Genomic DNA, 19,768 nt, shown 5'->3' with positions numbered 1-19,768 from the left:
ACACTATGGATAAGAAATCTGCTCGTATCCGTCGTGCGACCCGCGCACGCCGCAAGCTCCAGGAGCTGGGTGCAACTCGCCTGGTGGTACATCGTACCCCGCGTCATATTTACGCACAGGTAATTGCTCCGAATGGTTCTGAAGTTCTGGTAGCTGCTTCTACTGTAGAAAAAGCTATCTCTGAACAACTGAAGTACACCGGTAACAAAGACGCGGCTGCAGCTGTGGGTAAAGCTGTTGCTGAACGCGCTCTGGAAAAAGGCATCAAAGATGTTTCCTTTGACCGTTCCGGGTTCCAATATCATGGTCGTGTCCAGGCACTGGCAGATGCTGCCCGTGAAGCTGGCCTTCAGTTCTAAGGTAGAGGTGTAAGATGGCTCACATCGAAAAACAAGCTGGCGAACTGCAGGAAAAGCTGATCGCGGTAAACCGCGTATCTAAAACCGTTAAAGGTGGTCGTATTTTCTCCTTCACAGCTCTGACTGTAGTTGGTGATGGTAACGGTCGCGTTGGTTTTGGTTACGGTAAAGCGCGTGAAGTTCCAGCAGCGATCCAGAAAGCGATGGAAAAAGCCCGTCGCAACATGATTAACGTCGCGCTGAACAACGGCACCCTGCAACACCCGGTTAAAGGTGTTCACACGGGTTCTCGTGTATTCATGCAGCCAGCTTCCGAAGGTACCGGTATCATCGCCGGTGGTGCAATGCGCGCCGTTCTGGAAGTTGCTGGGGTTCATAACGTTCTGGCTAAAGCATACGGTTCCACCAACCCGATCAACGTGGTTCGTGCAACTATTGATGGCCTGGAAAATATGAATTCTCCAGAAATGGTCGCTGCCAAGCGTGGTAAATCCGTTGAAGAAATTCTGGGGAAATAAACCATGGCAAAGACTATTAAAATTACTCAAACCCGCAGTGCAATCGGTCGTCTGCCGAAACACAAGGCAACACTGCTTGGCCTGGGTCTGCGTCGTATTGGTCACACCGTAGAGCGCGAGGATACTCCTGCTGTTCGTGGTATGGTCAACGCGGTTTCCTTCATGGTTAAAGTTGAGGAGTAAGAGATGCGTTTAAATACTCTGTCTCCGGCCGAAGGCTCCAAAAAGGCGGGTAAACGCCTGGGTCGTGGTATCGGTTCTGGCCTCGGTAAAACCGGTGGTCGTGGTCACAAAGGTCAGAAGTCTCGTTCTGGCGGTGGCGTACGTCGCGGTTTCGAGGGTGGTCAGATGCCTCTGTACCGTCGTCTGCCGAAATTCGGCTTCACTTCTCGTAAAGCGATGATCACCGCAGAGATCCGTCTCTCCGATCTGGCTCACGTAGAAGGCGATGTAGTAGACCTGAACGCGCTGAAAGCGGCAAACATTATCGGTGTCCAGATCGAGTTCGCGAAAGTGATCCTGTCTGGTGAGGTAACTCGTCCGGTAACTGTTCGTGGCCTGCGTGTGACTAAAGGTGCTCGTGCTGCTATCGAAGCTGCTGGCGGTAAAATTGAGGAATAAGTAGCAGATGGCTAAACAACCGGGATTAGATTTTCAAAGTGCCAAAGGTGGCCTTGGCGAACTGAAACGCAGACTTCTGTTTGTGGTCGGTGCGCTGATAGTGTTCCGTATTGGCTCTTTTATTCCGATCCCTGGTATTGATGCCGCTGTACTTGCCAAACTGCTTGAGCAACAGCGAGGCACCATCATTGAAATGTTCAACATGTTCTCTGGTGGTGCTCTCAGCCGTGCTTCTATCTTTGCACTGGGGATTATGCCGTATATCTCGGCATCTATCATCGTGCAGCTGCTGACGGTGGTTTACCAACCGCTGGCAGAGCTGAAGAAAGAAGGGGAGTCTGGTCGTCGTAAGATCAGCCAGTACACCCGCTACGGTACTCTGGTGCTGGCGATATTCCAGTCGATCGGTATTGCTACCGGTCTGCCGAATATGCCTGGTATGCAGGGCCTGGTGATTAATCCAGGCTTTGCGTTCTATTTCACCGCTGTTGTAAGTCTGGTCACAGGGACTATGTTCCTGATGTGGCTCGGCGAACAGATCACTGAACGCGGTATCGGTAACGGTATCTCGATCCTGATCTTCGCCGGGATCGTTGCGGGACTCCCGCCGGCCATCGCCCATACTATCGAGCAAGCGCGTCAAGGCGACCTGCACTTCCTCCTGTTGCTGTTGGTTGCAGTATTAGTATTTGCAGTGACCTTCTTTGTTGTATTCGTTGAACGTGGTCAACGCCGCATTGTGGTAAACTACGCGAAACGGCAGCAGGGTCGTCGTGTCTATGCTGCACAGAGCACACATTTACCGCTGAAAGTGAATATGGCGGGGGTAATCCCGGCAATCTTCGCTTCCAGTATTATACTGTTCCCGGCAACCATCACGTCATGGTTCGGGGGTGGTACTGGTTGGAACTGGCTGACAACAATTTCGCTGTATTTGCAGCCTGGGCAACCGCTTTATGTGTTACTCTATGCGTCTGCAATCATCTTCTTCTGTTTCTTCTACACGGCGTTGGTTTTCAACCCGCGTGAAACAGCAGATAACCTGAAGAAGTCCGGTGCATTTGTACCAGGAATTCGTCCGGGAGAGCAAACGGCGAAGTATATCGATAAAGTGATGACTCGCCTGACTCTGGTTGGTGCGTTGTATATTACTTTTATCTGCCTGATCCCGGAGTTCATGCGTGACGCGATGAAAGTGCCGTTCTACTTCGGTGGGACATCGCTGCTTATCGTTGTTGTCGTGATTATGGACTTTATGGCTCAAGTGCAAACTCTGATGATGTCCAGTCAGTATGAGTCTGCATTGAAGAAGGCGAACCTGAAAGGCTACGGCCGTTAAAACTGGTCGCCCGAGAAGTTACGGAGAGTAAAAATGAAAGTTCGTGCTTCCGTCAAGAAATTATGCCGTAACTGCAAAATCGTTAAGCGTGATGGCGTCATCCGTGTGATTTGCAGTGCCGAGCCGAAGCATAAACAGCGCCAAGGCTGATTTATTCGCATATTTTTCTTGCAAAGTTGGATTGAGCTGGCTAGATTAGCCAGCCAATCTTTTGTATGTCTGTACGTTTCCATTTGAGTATCCTGAAAACGGGCTTTTCAGCATGGTACGTACATATTAAATAGTAGGAGTGCATAGTGGCCCGTATAGCAGGCATTAACATTCCTGATCACAAACATACCGTAATCGCTTTAACCGCTATTTTCGGTATCGGCAAAACCCGTTCTAAAGCTATCTGCGCTGAAACGGGCATCGCTGAAAATGTTAAGATCAGTGAGCTGTCTGAAGAACAAATTGATATTCTGCGTGAAGCAGTAGGTAAATTTGTCGTTGAAGGTGATCTGCGCCGTGAAATCACCCTGAGCATCAAGCGTCTGATGGACCTTGGTTGCTACCGTGGTTTACGCCATCGTCGTGGTCTTCCGGTTCGCGGTCAGCGTACCAAGACCAACGCACGTACCCGTAAGGGTCCGCGTAAACCGATCAAGAAATAATCGGGGTGATTGAATAATGGCAAAGGCACCAGTTCGTGCACGTAAGCGTGTAAGAAAACAAGTCTCTGATGGCGTGGCTCATATCCATGCTTCTTTTAACAACACCATCGTTACTATCACTGATCGTCAGGGTAACGCACTGGGTTGGGCAACAGCCGGTGGTTCCGGTTTCCGTGGTTCTCGCAAATCCACTCCGTTTGCAGCTCAGGTTGCAGCAGAGCGTTGCGCAGAAGCCGTAAAAGAATACGGCATCAAGAATCTGGAAGTTATGGTCAAAGGTCCGGGTCCGGGTCGCGAATCTACCATTCGTGCACTGAACGCCGCTGGTTTCCGCATCACTAATATTACTGATGTGACTCCGATCCCTCATAACGGTTGTCGTCCGCCGAAAAAACGTCGCGTATAACGCTACGTTTTCCAGGTTAGTTGGAGAAAGAAAATGGCAAGATATTTGGGTCCTAAGCTCAAGCTGAGCCGTCGTGAGGGCACCGACTTATTCCTTAAGTCTGGCGTTCGCGCGATCGATACCAAGTGTAAAATTGAACAAGCTCCTGGCCAGCACGGTGCGCGTAAACCGCGTCTGTCTGACTATGGTGTGCAGTTGCGTGAAAAGCAAAAAGTTCGCCGTATGTACGGTGTGCTGGAGCGTCAGTTCCGTAACTACTATAAAGAAGCAGCACGTCTGAAAGGCAACACCGGTGAAAACCTGTTGGCTCTGCTGGAAGGTCGTCTGGACAACGTTGTATACCGTATGGGCTTCGGCGCCACTCGTGCTGAAGCACGCCAGCTGGTTAGCCACAAAGCGATTATGGTAAACGGTCGTGTTGTTAACATCGCTTCTTATCAGGTTAAAGCGAATGACGTTGTCAGCATTCGTGAGAAAGCGAAAAAGCAATCTCGCGTGAAAGCCGCTCTGGAGCTGGCTGAGCAGCGTGAAAAGCCAACCTGGCTGGAAGTTGATGCTGGCAAGATGGAAGGTACGTTCAAGCGTCAGCCGGAGCGTTCTGATCTGTCTGCGGACATTAACGAACACCTGATCGTCGAGCTTTACTCCAAGTAAAGCTTAGTACCAAAGAGAGGACACAATGCAGGGTTCTGTGACAGAGTTTCTAAAACCGCGCCTGGTCGATATCGAGCAAGTGAGTTCGACGCACGCCAAGGTGACCCTTGAGCCTTTAGAGCGTGGCTTCGGCCATACTCTGGGTAACGCACTGCGCCGTATTCTGCTCTCATCGATGCCGGGTTGCGCGGTGACCGAGGTTGAGATTGATGGTGTACTGCACGAGTACAGCACCAAAGAAGGCGTTCAGGAAGACATCCTTGAAATCCTGCTCAACCTGAAAGGGCTGGCGGTGAGAGTTCAGGGTAAAGATGAAGTCATCCTTACTTTGAATAAATCTGGCATTGGCCCTGTGACTGCAGCCGACATTACCCACGACGGTGATGTCGAAATCGTCAAGCCGCAGCACGTGATTTGCCACCTGACTGATGAGAACGCTGCTATTAGCATGCGTATCAAAGTTCAGCGCGGTCGCGGTTATGTGCCGGCTTCTGCCCGAATTCATTCGGAAGAAGATGAGCGCCCAATCGGCCGTCTGCTGGTCGACGCCTGCTACAGCCCTGTAGAGCGTATTGCCTACAATGTTGAAGCTGCGCGTGTAGAACAGCGTACCGACCTGGACAAGCTGGTCATCGAAATGGAAACCAACGGCACAATCGATCCTGAAGAGGCGATTCGTCGTGCGGCAACCATTCTGGCTGAACAACTGGAAGCTTTTGTTGACTTACGTGATGTACGTCAGCCAGAAGTGAAAGAAGAGAAACCAGAGTTCGATCCGATCCTGCTGCGCCCTGTTGACGATCTGGAATTGACTGTCCGCTCTGCTAACTGCCTCAAGGCAGAAGCTATCCACTATATCGGTGATCTGGTACAGCGTACCGAGGTTGAGTTGCTGAAAACGCCGAACCTGGGTAAAAAATCTCTTACTGAGATTAAAGACGTGCTGGCTTCCCGTGGACTGTCTCTGGGCATGCGCCTGGAAAACTGGCCACCAGCAAGCATTGCTGACGAGTAACCGGATCACAGGTTAAGGTTTTACTGAGAAGGATAAGGTCATGCGCCATCGTAAGAGTGGTCGTCAACTGAACCGCAACAGCAGCCATCGCCAGGCTATGTTCCGTAACATGGCAGGTTCGCTGGTTCGTCATGAAATCATCAAGACGACCCTGCCGAAAGCGAAAGAACTGCGTCGCGTAGTTGAGCCGCTGATTACTCTTGCCAAGACTGATAGCGTTGCTAATCGTCGTCTGGCATTCGCCCGCACTCGTGATAACGAGATCGTGGCAAAACTGTTTAACGAGCTGGGCCCGCGTTTCGCGAGCCGCGCCGGTGGTTACACTCGCATTCTGAAGTGTGGCTTCCGTGCAGGCGACAACGCGCCGATGGCATACATCGAGCTGGTTGATCGTGCTGAGCCGAAAGCAGAAGCTGCTGCAGAGTAATCTGTAGTAACGTAAAAAAACCCGCCCCGGCGGGTTTTTTTATATCTACCGCATCCCCACTTCACTACACTATCTGTACTCTTTTTGTTCATCCCCCGGAGCCGTAGAATGTGGTTACTGGATCAGTGGGCGGAACGCCATATCCTCGATGCCCAAACTAAAGGTGAGTTCGATAACTTACCCGGCAGCGGCGAGCCGCTGACTCTCGATGACGATTCGCATGTGCCGGCGGAGCTGCGGGCAGGTTATCGCCTTCTGAAGAATGCTGGATGCCTTCCCCCGGAGCTGGAGCAGCGCAGAGAAGCGGTGGCACTGGCTGATTTACTGAAGGGCGTCCGCCAGGACGAGCCGCGTCATGCTGAACTGAGCAAACGGCTTGCCTTGCTCGAACTGAAGCTTCGTCAGGCTGGCCTGAGTACCGACTTTTTACGCGGTGAGTATGCCGAGGCTTTGCTACAAAGAATGAATCAGGAGTAAATATGTATCGTATTGGTGAGCTGGCTAAGCTGGCTGACGTCACGCCAGATACCATCCGTTATTATGAGAAACAGCAAATGATGGATCATGACGTGCGCACCGAGGGGGGATTTCGTCTTTACTCGGATAACGATCTTCAGCGGCTACGCTTTATTCGCTATGCCCGTCAGCTGGGCTTCACTCTGGAAGCGATCCGCGAATTATTGTCGATCCGTATCGATCCGGAGCACCATACCTGCCAGGAATCGAAAGGGATCGTTCAGGCGCGATTAAGCGAAGTCGAGGCGCGGATCAAAGAGTTACAGACGATGCGTCGCTCTTTGCAGCGGCTTAATGATGCCTGCTGTGGGACTGCGCACAGTAGTGTTTATTGTTCGATTCTTGAGGCCCTTGAACAAGGCGCCAGCAATGGCGGTACGGGACGTTGATTTTTTCATCGCGCGGATCTACACTCGCGCGGAATTCACACATGCACTGGAGTTTATATGAGTCGCTATCAGCATACTAAAGGGCAAATTAAAGATAACGCCATTGAGGCACTTCTCCACGATCCGTTATTCAGGCAGCGTGTAGAGAAAAACAAGAAAGGGAAAGGAAGCTATCAACGTAAAGATAAACATGCAGGAAGGATTGACCGGGAGGCCAGTGGCAAGCAAGCGAATCGCTTTTTTACCACTGGCCTTCTGCTTTCGGTGCTGATTAAGAACGGTTGTTTTGCTCTTTCAGCAGATCGCGAATTTCGCTCAGCAGGACTTCTTCTTTAGAAGGAGCTGGCGGCGCCGCCGGAGCCTCTTCTTTCTTACGATTTAACTTATTCATCAGTTTAATCGCCATGAAGATGGCAAACGCGACGATGATGAAATCGAAAACGTTCTGAATGAATACCCCATAATGCATCACGACAGCCGGGACATCGCCCTGGGCATCACGTAGCGTGACGGCAAACTGTTTAAAATCGATCCCGCCAATCAACAGGCCGAGTGGTGGCATAATAATATCTGCGACCAGCGATGAAACAATTTTACCGAATGCTGCACCGATGATCACACCCACTGCCAAATCGACAACGTTCCCGCGCATCGCGAATTCGCGAAACTCTTTTAAAAAACTCATTTTATTCTCCTTGTGCCAGCTGACGTTGTAAGTTTAACAAATGTATTTTCATTTGCCATTCCCAGTAGATAGTTACCGCAAAATATTAACCTTTGAATAATAAGGGATAATAAAAAGGCGCCTGTTCGGCGCCCTGGGAATTACAGGAAGAAAGGACTTGGCTGGAACAGCCTTTCTACATCGGAAATAAACTTCTTATCGGTCAAAAACATGATCACATGATCGCCCTGCTCGATCCGCAGATTATTATTCGCGATCATTACGTCGTTGCCCCGCACAACGGCGCCGATGATCGTACCTGGCGGCAGCTTGATCTCATCGATCGAACGCCCGACCACCCGGGAGGTGCTCTCATCACCGTGCGCCACGGCCTCAATCGCTTCGGCAACACCGCGGCGAAGGGAGGAGACGCCGACAATATCGGCTTTACGAACATGGCTGAGGAGTGCGGAAATTGTGGCCTGTTGAGGTGATATCGCGATATCAATGACACTGCCCTGGACCAGATCCACGTAGGCTCTGCGCTGGATCAGCACCATCACTTTTTTCGCGCCCATTCGCTTCGCCAGCATCGCCGACATAATGTTTGCTTCATCGTCGTTAGTGACGGCAATAAACAGGTCCACCTGGTCAATATGCTCTTCAGCCAGCAGCTCCTGGTCCGATGCATCACCGTAGAAGACGATTGTATGCTGCAGCTTTTCCGCAAGCTCAGCGGCTCGCTGCTGATTACGTTCGATAAGCTTGACGCTGTAATCTTTTTCCAGCTTATGGGCCAGACCCGCGCCAATATTGCCCCCGCCGACCAGCATAATACGCTTATACGGCTTTTCCAGTCGCTGCAGTTCGCTCATGACCGCGCGAATATGCTGCGAGGCGGCAATAAAGAATACTTCATCGCCGGCTTCCACAATCGTCGAACCCTGTGGGCGAATAGGACGATCGTGGCGGAAAATAGCGGCCACACGCGTATCGATATGCGGCATATGCTCCCGCATGGTGGACAACGCATTCCCTACCAGCGGACCACCGTAATAGGCTTTTACTACGGCGAGGCTGACTTTCCCTTCGGCGAAGTTCACGACCTGCAGCGCGCCGGGATATTCGATCAGCCGGTGAATATTGTCGATGACCAGCTGTTCCGGAGCGATTAAGTGATCGATAGGCACCGCTTCAGAATTGAAGAGCTTATCCGCATCACGAACGTAATCTGGCGCACGAATACGCGCAATACGGTTTGGGGTATTGAATAATGAGTAGGCGACCTGACAGGCCACCATATTGGTTTCATCCGAACTGGTGACCGCTACCAGCATATCGGCATCATCGGCCCCCGCCTCGCGCAGTACGCGAGGGTGAGAGCCATGTCCCTGGACGACACGCAGGTCGAACTTATCCTGCAGGCTGCGCAGACGGTCGCCATTGGTATCAACCAGCGTAATATCATTGTTCTCGCCGACAAGGTTTTCCGCCAGCGTGCCGCCGACCTGGCCGGCGCCCAGAATAATAATCTTCATCTGCAGTGACCCATTAATTCCGACGTTTGATTAGCTTAGCGTAAAAGAAGCCATCACCTTCTTCCGGGCCCGGCAGATTTTGCTGCCCGGGGCTCGCCGGCGTACCGGTTGCATGAAGTTCAGCATCCGGGGTTCGTGCGAGGAAGGCGGAAATTTGCTGACTATTCTCTTCCGGCAGAATAGAACAGGTAGCGTAAACCAGCGTACCGCCTGGTTTCAGGTGCTCCCAGGTGGCATTCAGGATCTCGGCCTGCAGCTGGGCTAACTCGGCGATATCCCGATCCCGGCGCAGCCATTTGATATCCGGATGGCGGCGAATGACGCCGGTGGCGGAGCAGGGGGCATCCAGCAGAATACGATCGAACTGTTCGTTGCCACACCACTGCTCAGGGAAGCGACCATCGCCCTGTTTGACTTCGGCTTTCATGCCCAGCCGTTTCAGGTTGTCATAGACGCGTGACAGACGCTGTTCATCAATATCCACCGCCATGACCTGAGCCTGCGGGGCAACCTCCAGAATATGCGTCGTCTTGCCGCCCGGTGCGGCGCAAAGATCGAGAATGCGTTCGCCATTTTCCGGCAGCAGGTAGCGCATACAGCCCTGGGCCGAGGCATCCTGGACGGTGACCCAGCCTTCGGCAAAACCTGGCAACGCATGGACTGGGGCAGGGGTGGCCAGACGCACGGCGTCGGGATAGTCAGGATGGGTGAAGCCCTCTAAGCCGGCCTCTTTAAGCAGAGCAAGCCATTCATCCCGGGAATGATGGTTGCGGTTAACGCGCAGCCACATCGGCGGGCGCTGGTTGTTCGCATCGACGATCTCCTGCCACTGCTGCGGCCAGGCCTGCTGCAGGCGTTTCAGCAGCCATTTGGGATGAAGATAGCGGTTTTCATGCTCAGCAAATTCGACTAATAACGCTTCCTGCTGGCGCTGGAACTGGCGTAGCACGCCGTTGATCAGCCCTTTAAGCTGCGGGCGTTTAATGGCCACCGCGCCTTCTACCGTTTCCGCCAGTGCGGCATGCGGAGGAATACGGGTATAGAGCAACTGATAAAGCCCAACCATGATCAGAAAATGCACGGTGCGCTGTTTGCCGGTCATCGGACGCGCCATCAGCTTGTTGATAAGCCACTCAAGCTGACTGAGCGTACGCAATACGCCAAAGCACAGCTCCTGCAACAGCGCTTTGTCTTTATCGCTGACTTTCTGCTGCAGAGGGGGCAGAACGTTGCTCAAAGACTGACCTTGTTCTACCACTTGCTCGATAGCCTGGGCGGCCAGACTGCGTAAGTTTATTTTGTTTTTCATAAGCGCAAAAATAAAAATGCCCGGCTAACCCGGGCTTTTAAAGAGACAACCGTCAGGCGAGACGGGTACCAGGGATGAACCACTCCCGGCGGGAATTGAGTAAGTCCTGCGAGCTCATCGCTTTTTTACCCGCTGGCTGTAGCGATTCCAGACTGAGGATCCCATCACCCGTGGCGACCTGAATACCCTGTTTGGTTGCTGCCACTATTGTTCCCGGCTCGGCGTGCGTGACTTCGGCAATAACCGATGCCCGCCAGACTTTGACTGGCTGCCCGTCAATCTCCAGCCAGCTCATCGGCCAGGGATTAAACGCCCGGATGCAACGTTCCAGCTGTGCAGCGGAAAGCGACCAGTCGATGCGGGCCTCTTCTTTACTCAGCTTCTCGGCATAACTGACGAGTGACTCGTCCTGGACTTCAGGCTGTGCCGTTCCGTTTGCCAGTTGCGCTAAGGTTGTCAGCAGTCCCTGTGGGCCGAGGCCGGCCAGCTTATCGTACAGGCTGCCGCTGGTATCCTCAGCGGTAATGGGGCAGGAAAGCTTATACAGCATGTCACCCGTATCAAGGCCGACGTCCATCTGCATGATGGTCACGCCGGTTTCGCTATCGCCCGCCCACAGCGAACGCTGGATCGGCGCGGCGCCACGCCAGCGCGGCAGCAGGGAGCCATGAACGTTGATGCAGCCCAGACGCGGCATCTCAAGCACCGCTTTTGGCAGGATCAGACCATACGCCACCACCACCATGATATCGGCGCCTAAATCGGCGACGAGCTGTTGGTTCTCCTGCGGACGAAGAGACGATGGCTGGAATACGGGGACGTCATGGGCTTCAGCCAGCACTTTTACCGGGCTCGGCATCAATTTTTTGCCGCGTCCCGCGGGACGGTCTGGCTGAGTAAACACGCCAACGATCTGATGTTCAGACGACAACAACGCGTCAAGATGACGCGCTGCAAAATCGGGGGTGCCGGCGAAAATGATACGTAGTGAATGTGACACGGTATTCCTTGTTATCAGGCACGGGAACGTAAACGATCCAGTTTCTCAACCTTCTGACGAATGCGCTGTTGTTTGAGCGGTGACAGATAGTCAATAAACAGTTTGCCAACCAGGTGATCCATTTCATGCTGGATACAGATCGCCAGCAGGCCATCGGCCTCCAGCTCAAACGGCTTACCGTCGCGATCCAGCGCACGGATCTTCACTTTTTCCGCACGGGGTACCAGAGCACGCTGTTCCGGAATGGACAAGCAGCCTTCTTCAATACCGGTTTCGCCGTCTTTTTCCAGTAGCTCCGGGTTGATTAACACCAGCCGCTCTTCACGATTTTCCGACACATCGATCACGATGATGCGCTGATGGATATCGACCTGGGTTGCGGCCAGACCGATGCCTTCCTCGGCGTACATGGTGTCGAACATATCATCGACGATACGCTGAATTTCCGCATTCACTTCTTTGACCGGCTCGGCGACTTTGCGAAGGCGCTCGTCCGGAATATGTAACACTTGCAAAACTGCCATAAAGTTCCAGAGTCGTATTCAGGAGTTGATAAGATTATTAGCTCTATTCTAGACAAAACCCCCTGCAATTGACAGTCTCACTGTCCAATCGCAAAGATTGTCAATGCCGCTTATGGCAGGGGGTAAGGATGACGCCCGACGAGATTTGGCTGCGGCTGATGAAGGTCAATAATTTGTATGGCGACAGGATGCTGGATATTGCGCAGCGGTTATGCGCAGCCGCTTTCGTGGATAGTGAAGCGCTACATGCCGTTGGGATGACCACGGCGCAGGTGAAGCCATTTTTACGGTTTGACGAGCGGGAGCTTGACGAGACGCAGCGCTGGCTGGAACACCCGGATCATCATCTGTTACGGGCTGACGATCCGCGCTATCCGTTGCGGCTAAGGGCTATCGCTGATTACCCCGGCGCGTTGCTGGTCAGTGGCGACCCCGCCTTGCTTCACAGCGCGCAGCTTGCCGTTATTGGCAGCCGTTTGCACTCCTGGTATGGCGCCCGCTGGGGAAAACTGTTCAGCGAAACGCTGGCGCGTAGAGGGATCACCATCACCAGTGGGCTGGCGTTAGGCATTGATGGCGTTGCGCACCGCGGCGCGCTGGCCGCGGAGGGGAAAACCATCGCGGTGCTGGGCAACGGGCTGGAACAGGTTTATCCGCGGCGCCATGCAAACCTCGCCCAACAGATCATCGACAATGGCGGTACGCTGGTCTCTGAATTTCCACTCATTACGCCGCCGCTTCCCGCTCATTTTCCCCGACGTAACCGTATTATCAGCGGCTTAAGTTTGGGCGTGCTGGTGATTGAGGCGGCGTTGCGAAGCGGATCGCTGGTCACCGTCCGTTGCGCCCTGGAGCAGGGAAGAGATGTGTTCGCCCTGCCTGGCCCGATTGGTAATCCGGGATCTGAAGGTCCGCACTGGTTAATCAAGCAAGGCGCGGTACCGGTGACCTCGCCAGAGGATATCGTGGAGTACTGGCAAAACGAGCTGGCCTGGCTTACTGATACGTCTGATTCGATAAATAATTGCGCCGATCAGCCGTCTGTAGCATTGCCATTTCCGGAGCTCCTGGCTAACGTAGGAGATGAGGTAACACCTGTTGACGTTGTCGCTGAACGTGCCGGCCAATCTGTGCCAGTAACCGTAGCTCAGCTACTTGAACTGGAGTTAGCAGGCTGGATCGCAGCTGTACCCGGCGGCTATGTCCGATTAAGGAGGGCAAGCCATGTTCGACGTACTCATGTATTTGTTTGAAACTTACATCCATAACGAAGCAGAAATGCGCGTGGATCAGGACAAACTGACGCGGGATCTTACCGATGCAGGCTTTGAGCGGGAAGATATCTATAACGCGTTAATGTGGCTCGAGAAACTGGCTGATTATCAGGAAGGTCTCGTTGAACCCATGCAGCTCGCTTCCGACCCGCTGTCGCTTCGGGTGTATACCGAAGAGGAGTGCCAGCGTCTGGATGCCAGTTGCCGGGGATTTTTACTCTTCCTCGAGCAGATTCAGGTGTTGAACCTCGAAACGCGAGAAATGGTGATAGAGCGCGTCCTGGCGCTGGATACAGCAGAATTTGAACTGGAAGACCTGAAATGGGTCATCCTGATGGTACTGTTCAACATTCCGGGCTGTGAAAACGCCTATCAGCAAATGGAAGAATTACTCTTCGAAGTAAATGAAGGTATGCTGCATTAATCTTTTTGCAGCAACATCGAGTTGTTATGACCAAATCAGCACTGTTTTCGGTGCGTAAAAATGAGCCCTGCCCGCAGTGCGGGGCTGAACTGGTGATCCGTTCCGGGAAACATGGCCCGTTTCTCGGCTGTTCGCATTATCCGGACTGTGACTATATCCGTCCCCTGAAAAGTCAGGCGGACGGTCATATCGTTAAGGTGCTGGAGGGGCAGGAGTGCCCATCTTGCGGCGCTGTCATGGTGTTACGCCAGGGGCGCTTTGGTATGTTTATCGGCTGCAGTCGCTATCCCGAATGCGAGCATACCGAGCTGATTGATAAACCCGATGAGACCGCTATCGCCTGTCCGCAATGCGGACAAGGGCATCTGGTCCAGCGTCGCTCTCGTTTCGGTAAAACCTTTCATTCCTGCGATCGCTACCCTGATTGCCAGTTCGTTATCAATTTTAAACCGGTAGCGGGCGAATGCCCTGAATGCCATTACCCGCTGTTAATTGAAAAGAAGACGGCGCAGGGGCTCAGACGCTTCTGTGCCAGTAAACAATGTGGAAAGCCGATCCCGGCGGAATAAATCAGTGAACAATAACCTGCCCTCAGAAACCGTCGCCCATGCCGTGGCGGTACTGAAAAATGAACATGTCATCGCCTACCCCACAGAAGCCGTTTTTGGCGTTGGCTGCGATCCAGACAGCGAAACGGCCGTCATGCGTCTGCTGGAGCTGAAGCAGCGTCCTGTTGACAAGGGATTGATCCTTATCGCCGCCAGCTTTGAGCAGTTGAAGCCTTATGTTGATGATTCACGGTTAAGTGACTCGCAGCGGGACGCTATCTTTTCCTGCTGGCCGGGACCGGTGACGTTTGTATTCCCGGCGCGTCCTGAAACGCCGCGCTGGCTGACGGGGCGTTTTGATTCGCTGGCCGTACGCGTGACCAACCATCCGCTGGTGATTGAATTGTGCGAAGCTTACGGGAAACCGCTGGTCTCGACGAGCGCCAATCTCACCGGGCAACCACCGTGTCGTACCACCGCAGAGGTTCATGCTCAGTTTGGTGACAGCTTCCCGGTTGTGGATGGCGCCACGGGTGGACGGCAAAATCCATCTGAAATCCGTGATGCCCTGACGGGTAAACTGTTCCGCCAGGGGTGAACCATGGAAACCTATGCCGTTTTTGGTAATCCGATCGCGCACAGCAAGTCGCCTTCTATTCATCAGCTGTTTGCCCGCCAGTTAGGGATTACTCATCCTTATGGACGTGTGCTGGCGCCACTGGATGATTTTGTCTCTTCTCTGAATCAGTTCTTTGCAGAAGGAGGAAAGGGGGCCAACGTCACCGTTCCTTTTAAAGAGGAAGCTTTTGCGCGCGCGGACGAGCTGACAGAACGCGCTGCGCTGGCGGGAGCAGTAAACACCCTGAAACGCCTGGAAGATGGCCGTTTACTGGGGGACAACACCGACGGTATTGGCCTCCTGAGCGATCTGGAACGCCTGGGGTTCATTAAGCCGCGCCAGCGGATCCTGCTGGTAGGTGCTGGTGGCGCATCACGCGGGGTTCTTTTGCCGCTTCTGTCGCTGGGATGTGCCGTCACGATCGTGAATCGAACCTATTCTCGTGCCCATGAGTTAGCCACTCTCTTCGCCCATACCGGGAGCGTCAGCGCAAGGGAGATGGATACCTTATCCGGGGAAACATTCGATCTGATCATCAATGCGACGTCCAGTGGAATAGACGGTGATGTACCGGCTATCCCGGCATCTGTTGTCCACGCTGACGTGTATTGCTATGACATGTTTTACCAGAAAGGGCCAACACCGTTTCTTCACTGGTGCCAGCAGTATGGCGCAGTCCACTGTGCTGATGGGCTGGGAATGCTGGTGGCGCAAGCCGCCCATGCTGTTCTGCTATGGCACGGCGTCCTGCCGGCTATCGCTCCGGTCATCGAAACGCTGCAGCAGGAACTGAATGCATGAATCAGGCGATTCAGTTTCCTGACCGGGAATCATGGGATGCCGAACGGCAGGGCGTGGTTTTTCCTGCGCTGGTCAATGGGATGCAATTAACCTGCGCAATTTCAGGACAGAGCCTGCAGCAGCGTTTTGGCGCAGAGGGGCCAGCGCAGTGGCTGGCCGCCTTCCAGGAACATCGTTGGGATCTAGAGGAAGAGGTGGAAGCATTGATCCGCGATGGTCAGGAAGATGCTCAGGGCTGGATCTGGTTATCCTGATCCAGGTATTCATTTTTCCATTTCACATAGTTATTTGCTGAATACTTCAGTCCTTCCCGTTCCGTCTCCGTCAGGGGGCGGATCTGTTTGACCGGATTGCCAAAGTAAAGGTAGCCGCTTTCCAGTTGTTTGTTCTGCGGTACCAAACTGCCTGCACCAATCATGACGTCATCGCCAACGACGACACCATCTAATAAGATCGAACCCATACCAACCAGCACGCGGTTGCCGATAGTGCAGCCGTGCAGCATCACTTTATGACCAACAGTTACATCCTCACCAATGATCAGCGGATTTCCCTCCGGCTTATAAGAGGACTTATGGGTCACATGGAGAACGCTACCGTCCTGAATATTGCTGCGTTGACCTATCGATACATAGTTGACGTCGCCGCGAATGGCCACCAGAGGCCAGACGCTGACATCATCGGCAATTCTGACATCACCGATGACAACGCTGGATGCATCAATCATGACGCGAAGACCGATTTGTGGGAAAAATGCTTTATAGGGGCGCAGCTGAGCAGACATATAGACCTCAAAATACCGGAATGTAAGAAGACTTTGGTGGCTTTTATCTCCCTGTGCAACCCCTGAAAACGGTGAAAATTGAGCAAATCGTGCAATTACGCGACGAAAAGGGTGAAAAATCACCATTCAGAAAAAAAGATCGAAAAAAGGCTTGTGCTAAAAAATGGGATCCCTATAATGCGCTCCCACTGACACGGCAGATGTGAATCACTTCACACAAACAGCCAGTTCGGTTGAAGAGAAAAATCCTGAAATTCAGGGTTGACTCTGAAAGAGGAAAGCGTAATATACGCCACCTCGCGACAGAGCGCTAAAGCGCGTCGCAACTGCTCTTTAACAATTTATCAGACAATCTGTGTGGGCACTCAAAGTGACATGGATTCTTAATGTCTTCGGACAAAAAATGAATACCAAGTCTCTGAGTGAACATACGTAATTCATTACGAAGTTTAATTCACGAGCATCAAACTTAAATTGAAGAGTTTGATCATGGCTCAGATTGAACGCTGGCGGCAGGCCTAACACATGCAAGTCGAGCGGTAGCACAGAGAGCTTGCTCTCGGGTGACGAGCGGCGGACGGGTGAGTAATGTCTGGGAAACTGCCTGATGGAGGGGGATAACTACTGGAAACGGTAGCTAATACCGCATAACGTCGCAAGACCAAAGTGGGGGACCTTCGGGCCTCATGCCATCAGATGTGCCCAGATGGGATTAGCTGGTAGGTGGGGTAACGGCTCACCTAGGCGACGATCCCTAGCTGGTCTGAGAGGATGACCAGCCACACTGGAACTGAGACACGGTCCAGACTCCTACGGGAGGCAGCAGTGGGGAATATTGCACAATGGGCGCAAGCCTGATGCAGCCATGCCGCGTGTGTGAAGAAGGCCTTCGGGTTGTAAAGCACTTTCAGCGGGGAGGAAGGCGGTGAGGTTAATAACCTCATCGATTGACGTTACCCGCAGAAGAAGCACCGGCTAACTCCGTGCCAGCAGCCGCGGTAATACGGAGGGTGCAAGCGTTAATCGGAATTACTGGGCGTAAAGCGCACGCAGGCGGTCTGTCAAGTCGGATGTGAAATCCCCGGGCTCAACCTGGGAACTGCATTCGAAACTGGCAGGCTAGAGTCTTGTAGAGGGGGGTAGAATTCCAGGTGTAGCGGTGAAATGCGTAGAGATCTGGAGGAATACCGGTGGCGAAGGCGGCCCCCTGGACAAAGACTGACGCTCAGGTGCGAAAGCGTGGGGAGCAAACAGGATTAGATACCCTGGTAGTCCACGCTGTAAACGATGTCGATTTGGAGGTTGTGCCCTTGAGGCGTGGCTTCCGGAGCTAACGCGTTAAATCGACCGCCTGGGGAGTACGGCCGCAAGGTTAAAACTCAAATGAATTGACGGGGGCCCGCACAAGCGGTGGAGCATGTGGTTTAATTCGATGCAACGCGAAGAACCTTACCTGGTCTTGACATCCACAGAACTTTCCAGAGATGGATTGGTGCCTTCGGGAACTGTGAGACAGGTGCTGCATGGCTGTCGTCAGCTCGTGTTGTGAAATGTTGGGTTAAGTCCCGCAACGAGCGCAACCCTTATCCTTTGTTGCCAGCGGTTAGGCCGGGAACTCAAAGGAGACTGCCAGTGATAAACTGGAGGAAGGTGGGGATGACGTCAAGTCATCATGGCCCTTACGACCAGGGCTACACACGTGCTACAATGGCATATACAAAGAGAAGCGACCTCGCGAGAGCAAGCGGACCTCATAAAGTATGTCGTAGTCCGGATTGGAGTCTGCAACTCGACTCCATGAAGTCGGAATCGCTAGTAATCGTAGATCAGAATGCTACGGTGAATACGTTCCCGGGCCTTGTACACACCGCCCGTCACACCATGGGAGTGGGTTGCAAAAGAAGTAGGTAGCTTAACCTTCGGGAGGGCGCTTACCACTTTGTGATTCATGACTGGGGTGAAGTCGTAACAAGGTAACCGTAGGGGAACCTGCGGTTGGATCACCTCCTTACCTTAAAGAACCTGCCTTTGTAGTGTCCACACAGATTGTTTGATAAATGATAAATTTCAAAATGTACTGCGAAGTGCATTGTGAAATTTTGCTCTTTAAAAATCTGGATCAAGCTGAAAATTGAAACGACACATCTTTAATGGTGTGTTCGAGTCTCTCAAATTTTCGCGACACGATGGTGTTTTACGAAACATCTTCGGGTTGTGAGGTTAAGCGACTAAGCGTACACGGTGGATGCCCTGGCAGTCAGAGGCGATGAAGGACGTGCTAATCTGCGAAAAGCGTCGGTAAGGTGATATGAACCGTTATAACCGGCGATGTCCGAATGGGGAAACCCAGTGTGATTCGTCACACTATCGTTAACTGAATACATAGGTTAACGAGGCGAACCGGGGGAACTGAAACATCTAAGTACCCCGAGGAAAAGAAATCAACCGAGATTCCCCCAGTAGCGGCGAGCGAACGGGGAGCAGCCCAGAGTCTGAATCAGCTTGTGTGTTAGTGGAACGGTCTGGAAAGTCCGACGGTACAGGGTGATAGTCCCGTACACCAAAATGCACAGGTTGTGAACTCGAAGAGTAGGGCGGGACACGTGGTATCCTGTCTGAATATGGGGGGACCATCCTCCAAGGCTAAATACTCCTGACTGACCGATAGTGAACCAGTACCGTGAGGGAAAGGCGAAAAGAACCCCGGCGAGGGGAGTGAAAAAGAACCTGAAACCGTGTACGTACAAGCAGTGGGAGCACCTTTATGGTGTGACTGCGTACCTTTTGTATAATGGGTCAGCGACTTATATTCTGTAGCAAGGTTAACCGTATAGGGGAGCCGCAGGGAAACCGAGTCTTAACTGGGCGTTAAGTTGCAGGGTATAGACCCGAAACCCGGTGATCTAGCCATGGGCAGGTTGAAGGTTGGGTAACACTAACTGGAGGACCGAACCGACTAATGTTGAAAAATTAGCGGATGACTTGTGGCTGGGGGGGAAAGGCCAATCAAACCGGGAGATAGCTGGTTCTCCCCGAAAGCTATTTAGGTAGCGCCTCGTGAACTCATCTCCGGGGGTAGAGCACTGTTTCGGCTAGGGGGTCATCCCGACTTACCAACCCGATGCAAACTACGAATACCGAAGAATGTTATCACGGGAGACACACGGCGGGTGCTAACGTCCGTCGTGAAGAGGGAAACAACCCAGACCGCCAGCTAAGGTCCCAAAGTCATGGTTAAGTGGGAAACGATGTGGGAAGGCACAGACAGCCAGGATGTTGGCTTAGAAGCAGCCATCATTTAAAGAAAGCGTAATAGCTCACTGGTCGAGTCGGCCTGCGCGGAAGATGTAACGGGGCTAAACCATGCACCGAAGCTGCGGCAGCGA

Annotated in this window: 26 protein-coding genes, 1 rRNA gene and 1 other annotated feature (1 of these 28 only partly in view); of the genes, 21 read left to right on the top strand and 6 right to left on the bottom strand. The window is 52.8% G+C overall.

Translation table 11 applies throughout. From position 1 onward, the window contains the following. Positions 1-5: 5 nt before the first annotated feature. The 14 genes from rplR to A1WC_RS26755 all read left to right on the top strand — a co-directional run bounded on the left by rplR (position 6) and on the right by A1WC_RS26755 (position 7,233). Positions 6-359 carry a 50S ribosomal protein L18 gene (rplR, locus tag A1WC_RS02900; RefSeq protein WP_006817270.1) on the top strand — a complete coding sequence of 118 codons (354 nt, stop codon included), beginning with the start codon at positions 6-8 and terminating at the stop codon, positions 357-359. Between the two features lie 14 nt (positions 360-373). Beyond that, a complete protein-coding gene (rpsE, locus tag A1WC_RS02905; RefSeq protein ID WP_000940121.1) occupies positions 374-877 on the top strand; it encodes a 30S ribosomal protein S5 in 504 nt (167 codons plus the stop codon). 3 nt (positions 878-880) lie between these two features. Continuing rightward, positions 881-1,060, top strand: a complete 180-nt coding sequence (gene rpmD / locus A1WC_RS02910; RefSeq protein WP_001140434.1) for a 50S ribosomal protein L30 — start codon at positions 881-883, stop codon at positions 1,058-1,060. Between the two features lie 3 nt (positions 1,061-1,063). Further along, positions 1,064-1,498, top strand: coding sequence for a 50S ribosomal protein L15 (gene rplO, locus A1WC_RS02915; RefSeq protein ID WP_002919516.1), 435 nt, complete (start codon positions 1,064-1,066; stop codon positions 1,496-1,498). Positions 1,499-1,505: 7 nt separating this feature from the next. Then, positions 1,506-2,837 (top strand): preprotein translocase subunit SecY, encoded by a 1,332-nt coding sequence (secY, locus tag A1WC_RS02920; RefSeq protein WP_008807050.1) that lies wholly within the window; start codon positions 1,506-1,508, stop codon positions 2,835-2,837. Positions 2,838-2,870: 33 nt separating this feature from the next. Continuing rightward, entirely contained in the window at positions 2,871-2,987 is a 117-nt protein-coding gene (rpmJ, locus tag A1WC_RS26760) for a 50S ribosomal protein L36 (RefSeq protein WP_000868187.1), read from the top strand. Between the two features lie 146 nt (positions 2,988-3,133). Next, the gene (rpsM, locus tag A1WC_RS02925) at positions 3,134-3,490 is read left to right on the top strand and encodes a 30S ribosomal protein S13 (RefSeq protein WP_002919259.1); all 357 of its coding nucleotides are present in this window, start codon (positions 3,134-3,136) and stop codon (positions 3,488-3,490) included. 16 nt (positions 3,491-3,506) lie between these two features. Continuing rightward, on the top strand, positions 3,507-3,896 hold the full coding sequence (gene rpsK, locus A1WC_RS0125390) for a 30S ribosomal protein S11 (protein ID WP_004388621.1): 390 nt from the start codon (positions 3,507-3,509) through the stop codon (positions 3,894-3,896). 33 nt (positions 3,897-3,929) lie between these two features. After that, positions 3,930-4,550, top strand: a complete 621-nt coding sequence (gene rpsD / locus A1WC_RS02930) for a 30S ribosomal protein S4 (protein WP_002919224.1) — start codon at positions 3,930-3,932, stop codon at positions 4,548-4,550. Between the two features lie 25 nt (positions 4,551-4,575). Next, positions 4,576-5,565, top strand: coding sequence for a DNA-directed RNA polymerase subunit alpha (locus A1WC_RS02935; RefSeq protein WP_002919219.1), 990 nt, complete (start codon positions 4,576-4,578; stop codon positions 5,563-5,565). A 40-nt stretch (positions 5,566-5,605) separates the two neighbouring features. Continuing rightward, positions 5,606-5,992, top strand: a complete 387-nt coding sequence (rplQ, locus tag A1WC_RS02940; RefSeq protein ID WP_002919206.1) for a 50S ribosomal protein L17 — start codon at positions 5,606-5,608, stop codon at positions 5,990-5,992. Between the two features lie 108 nt (positions 5,993-6,100). Next, entirely contained in the window at positions 6,101-6,469 is a 369-nt protein-coding gene (locus A1WC_RS02945; RefSeq protein ID WP_016161894.1) for a DUF1992 domain-containing protein, read from the top strand. Positions 6,470-6,471: 2 nt separating this feature from the next. Beyond that, entirely contained in the window at positions 6,472-6,897 is a 426-nt protein-coding gene (gene zntR, locus A1WC_RS02950; RefSeq protein WP_008807053.1) for a Zn(2+)-responsive transcriptional regulator, read from the top strand. Positions 6,898-6,954: 57 nt separating this feature from the next. Continuing rightward, the gene (locus A1WC_RS26755) at positions 6,955-7,233 is read left to right on the top strand and encodes an alternative ribosome-rescue factor A (protein ID WP_008807054.1); all 279 of its coding nucleotides are present in this window, start codon (positions 6,955-6,957) and stop codon (positions 7,231-7,233) included. On the opposite strand, the gene mscL is transcribed toward A1WC_RS26755, so the two are convergent. From mscL to def, 5 genes are all read right to left on the bottom strand, one after another. Continuing rightward, on the bottom strand, positions 7,169-7,582 hold the full coding sequence (gene mscL / locus A1WC_RS02955) for a large-conductance mechanosensitive channel protein MscL (RefSeq protein WP_004145325.1): 414 nt from the start codon (positions 7,580-7,582) through the stop codon (positions 7,169-7,171). The two genes, A1WC_RS26755 and mscL, sit on opposite strands and share 65 nt — an antisense overlap. A gap of 140 nt (positions 7,583-7,722) precedes the next feature. Further along, a complete protein-coding gene (trkA, locus tag A1WC_RS02960) occupies positions 7,723-9,099 on the bottom strand; it encodes a Trk system potassium transporter TrkA (RefSeq protein ID WP_008807055.1) in 1,377 nt (458 codons plus the stop codon). 13 nt (positions 9,100-9,112) lie between these two features. After that, entirely contained in the window at positions 9,113-10,408 is a 1,296-nt protein-coding gene (rsmB, locus tag A1WC_RS02965) for a 16S rRNA (cytosine(967)-C(5))-methyltransferase RsmB (protein WP_008807056.1), read from the bottom strand. A 52-nt stretch (positions 10,409-10,460) separates the two neighbouring features. Continuing rightward, positions 10,461-11,408 carry a methionyl-tRNA formyltransferase gene (gene fmt / locus A1WC_RS02970; RefSeq protein WP_012967154.1) on the bottom strand — a complete coding sequence of 316 codons (948 nt, stop codon included), beginning with the start codon at positions 11,406-11,408 and terminating at the stop codon, positions 10,461-10,463. 14 nt (positions 11,409-11,422) lie between these two features. Further along, positions 11,423-11,932: a peptide deformylase gene (def, locus tag A1WC_RS02975; RefSeq protein WP_008807058.1), complete on the bottom strand. Its 510-nt coding sequence runs from the start codon at positions 11,930-11,932 to the stop codon at positions 11,423-11,425. Between the two features lie 128 nt (positions 11,933-12,060). On the opposite strand from def, the gene dprA reads away from it, so the two are divergent. Genes dprA through A1WC_RS03005 form a run of 6 tightly spaced genes read left to right on the top strand, consistent with a single transcriptional unit; the run spans position 12,061 to position 15,852 of the window. After that, on the top strand, positions 12,061-13,185 hold the full coding sequence (gene dprA, locus A1WC_RS02980) for a DNA-protecting protein DprA (RefSeq protein WP_008807059.1): 1,125 nt from the start codon (positions 12,061-12,063) through the stop codon (positions 13,183-13,185). Continuing rightward, positions 13,157-13,630: a DUF494 family protein Smg gene (smg, locus tag A1WC_RS02985; protein WP_008807060.1), complete on the top strand. Its 474-nt coding sequence runs from the start codon at positions 13,157-13,159 to the stop codon at positions 13,628-13,630. The genes dprA and smg overlap by 29 nt, the downstream gene beginning before the upstream one ends. 26 nt (positions 13,631-13,656) lie before the next feature. Further along, positions 13,657-14,199: a type I DNA topoisomerase gene (locus tag A1WC_RS02990; protein WP_004145330.1), complete on the top strand. Its 543-nt coding sequence runs from the start codon at positions 13,657-13,659 to the stop codon at positions 14,197-14,199. A gap of 4 nt (positions 14,200-14,203) precedes the next feature. Beyond that, on the top strand, positions 14,204-14,776 hold the full coding sequence (tsaC, locus tag A1WC_RS02995) for an L-threonylcarbamoyladenylate synthase type 1 TsaC (protein ID WP_008807062.1): 573 nt from the start codon (positions 14,204-14,206) through the stop codon (positions 14,774-14,776). 3 nt (positions 14,777-14,779) lie between these two features. Then, complete coding sequence (gene aroE / locus A1WC_RS03000) at positions 14,780-15,598, top strand: shikimate dehydrogenase (RefSeq protein ID WP_008807063.1); 819 nt, start codon at positions 14,780-14,782, stop codon at positions 15,596-15,598. Then, positions 15,595-15,852, top strand: a complete 258-nt coding sequence (locus A1WC_RS03005) for a DUF1488 domain-containing protein (protein ID WP_012540439.1) — start codon at positions 15,595-15,597, stop codon at positions 15,850-15,852. The genes aroE and A1WC_RS03005 overlap by 4 nt, the downstream gene beginning before the upstream one ends. On the opposite strand, the gene A1WC_RS03010 is transcribed toward A1WC_RS03005, so the two are convergent. Then, the gene (locus tag A1WC_RS03010) at positions 15,828-16,382 is read right to left on the bottom strand and encodes a gamma carbonic anhydrase family protein (RefSeq protein ID WP_008807065.1); all 555 of its coding nucleotides are present in this window, start codon (positions 16,380-16,382) and stop codon (positions 15,828-15,830) included. The genes A1WC_RS03005 and A1WC_RS03010 overlap by 25 nt on opposite strands. A gap of 471 nt (positions 16,383-16,853) precedes the next feature. Here A1WC_RS03010 and A1WC_RS03015 point away from each other — a divergent pair. Then, a 16S ribosomal RNA gene (locus A1WC_RS03015) occupies positions 16,854-18,393 on the top strand. A gap of 207 nt (positions 18,394-18,600) precedes the next feature. Next, positions 18,601-19,768 (top strand) — a sequence feature (mutual gap in cmsearch alignment for this rRNA model is longer than 100); it runs 2,777 nt beyond the window's last position.

It is taken from the genome of Klebsiella sp. KTE92 (assembly GCF_000398905.1).
Taxonomy (GTDB): domain Bacteria; phylum Pseudomonadota; class Gammaproteobacteria; order Enterobacterales; family Enterobacteriaceae; genus Klebsiella; species Klebsiella variicola.
The sequence above is the reverse complement of the archived record's forward strand: the minus strand, read 5'-3'. Positions and strand labels throughout refer to the sequence as shown.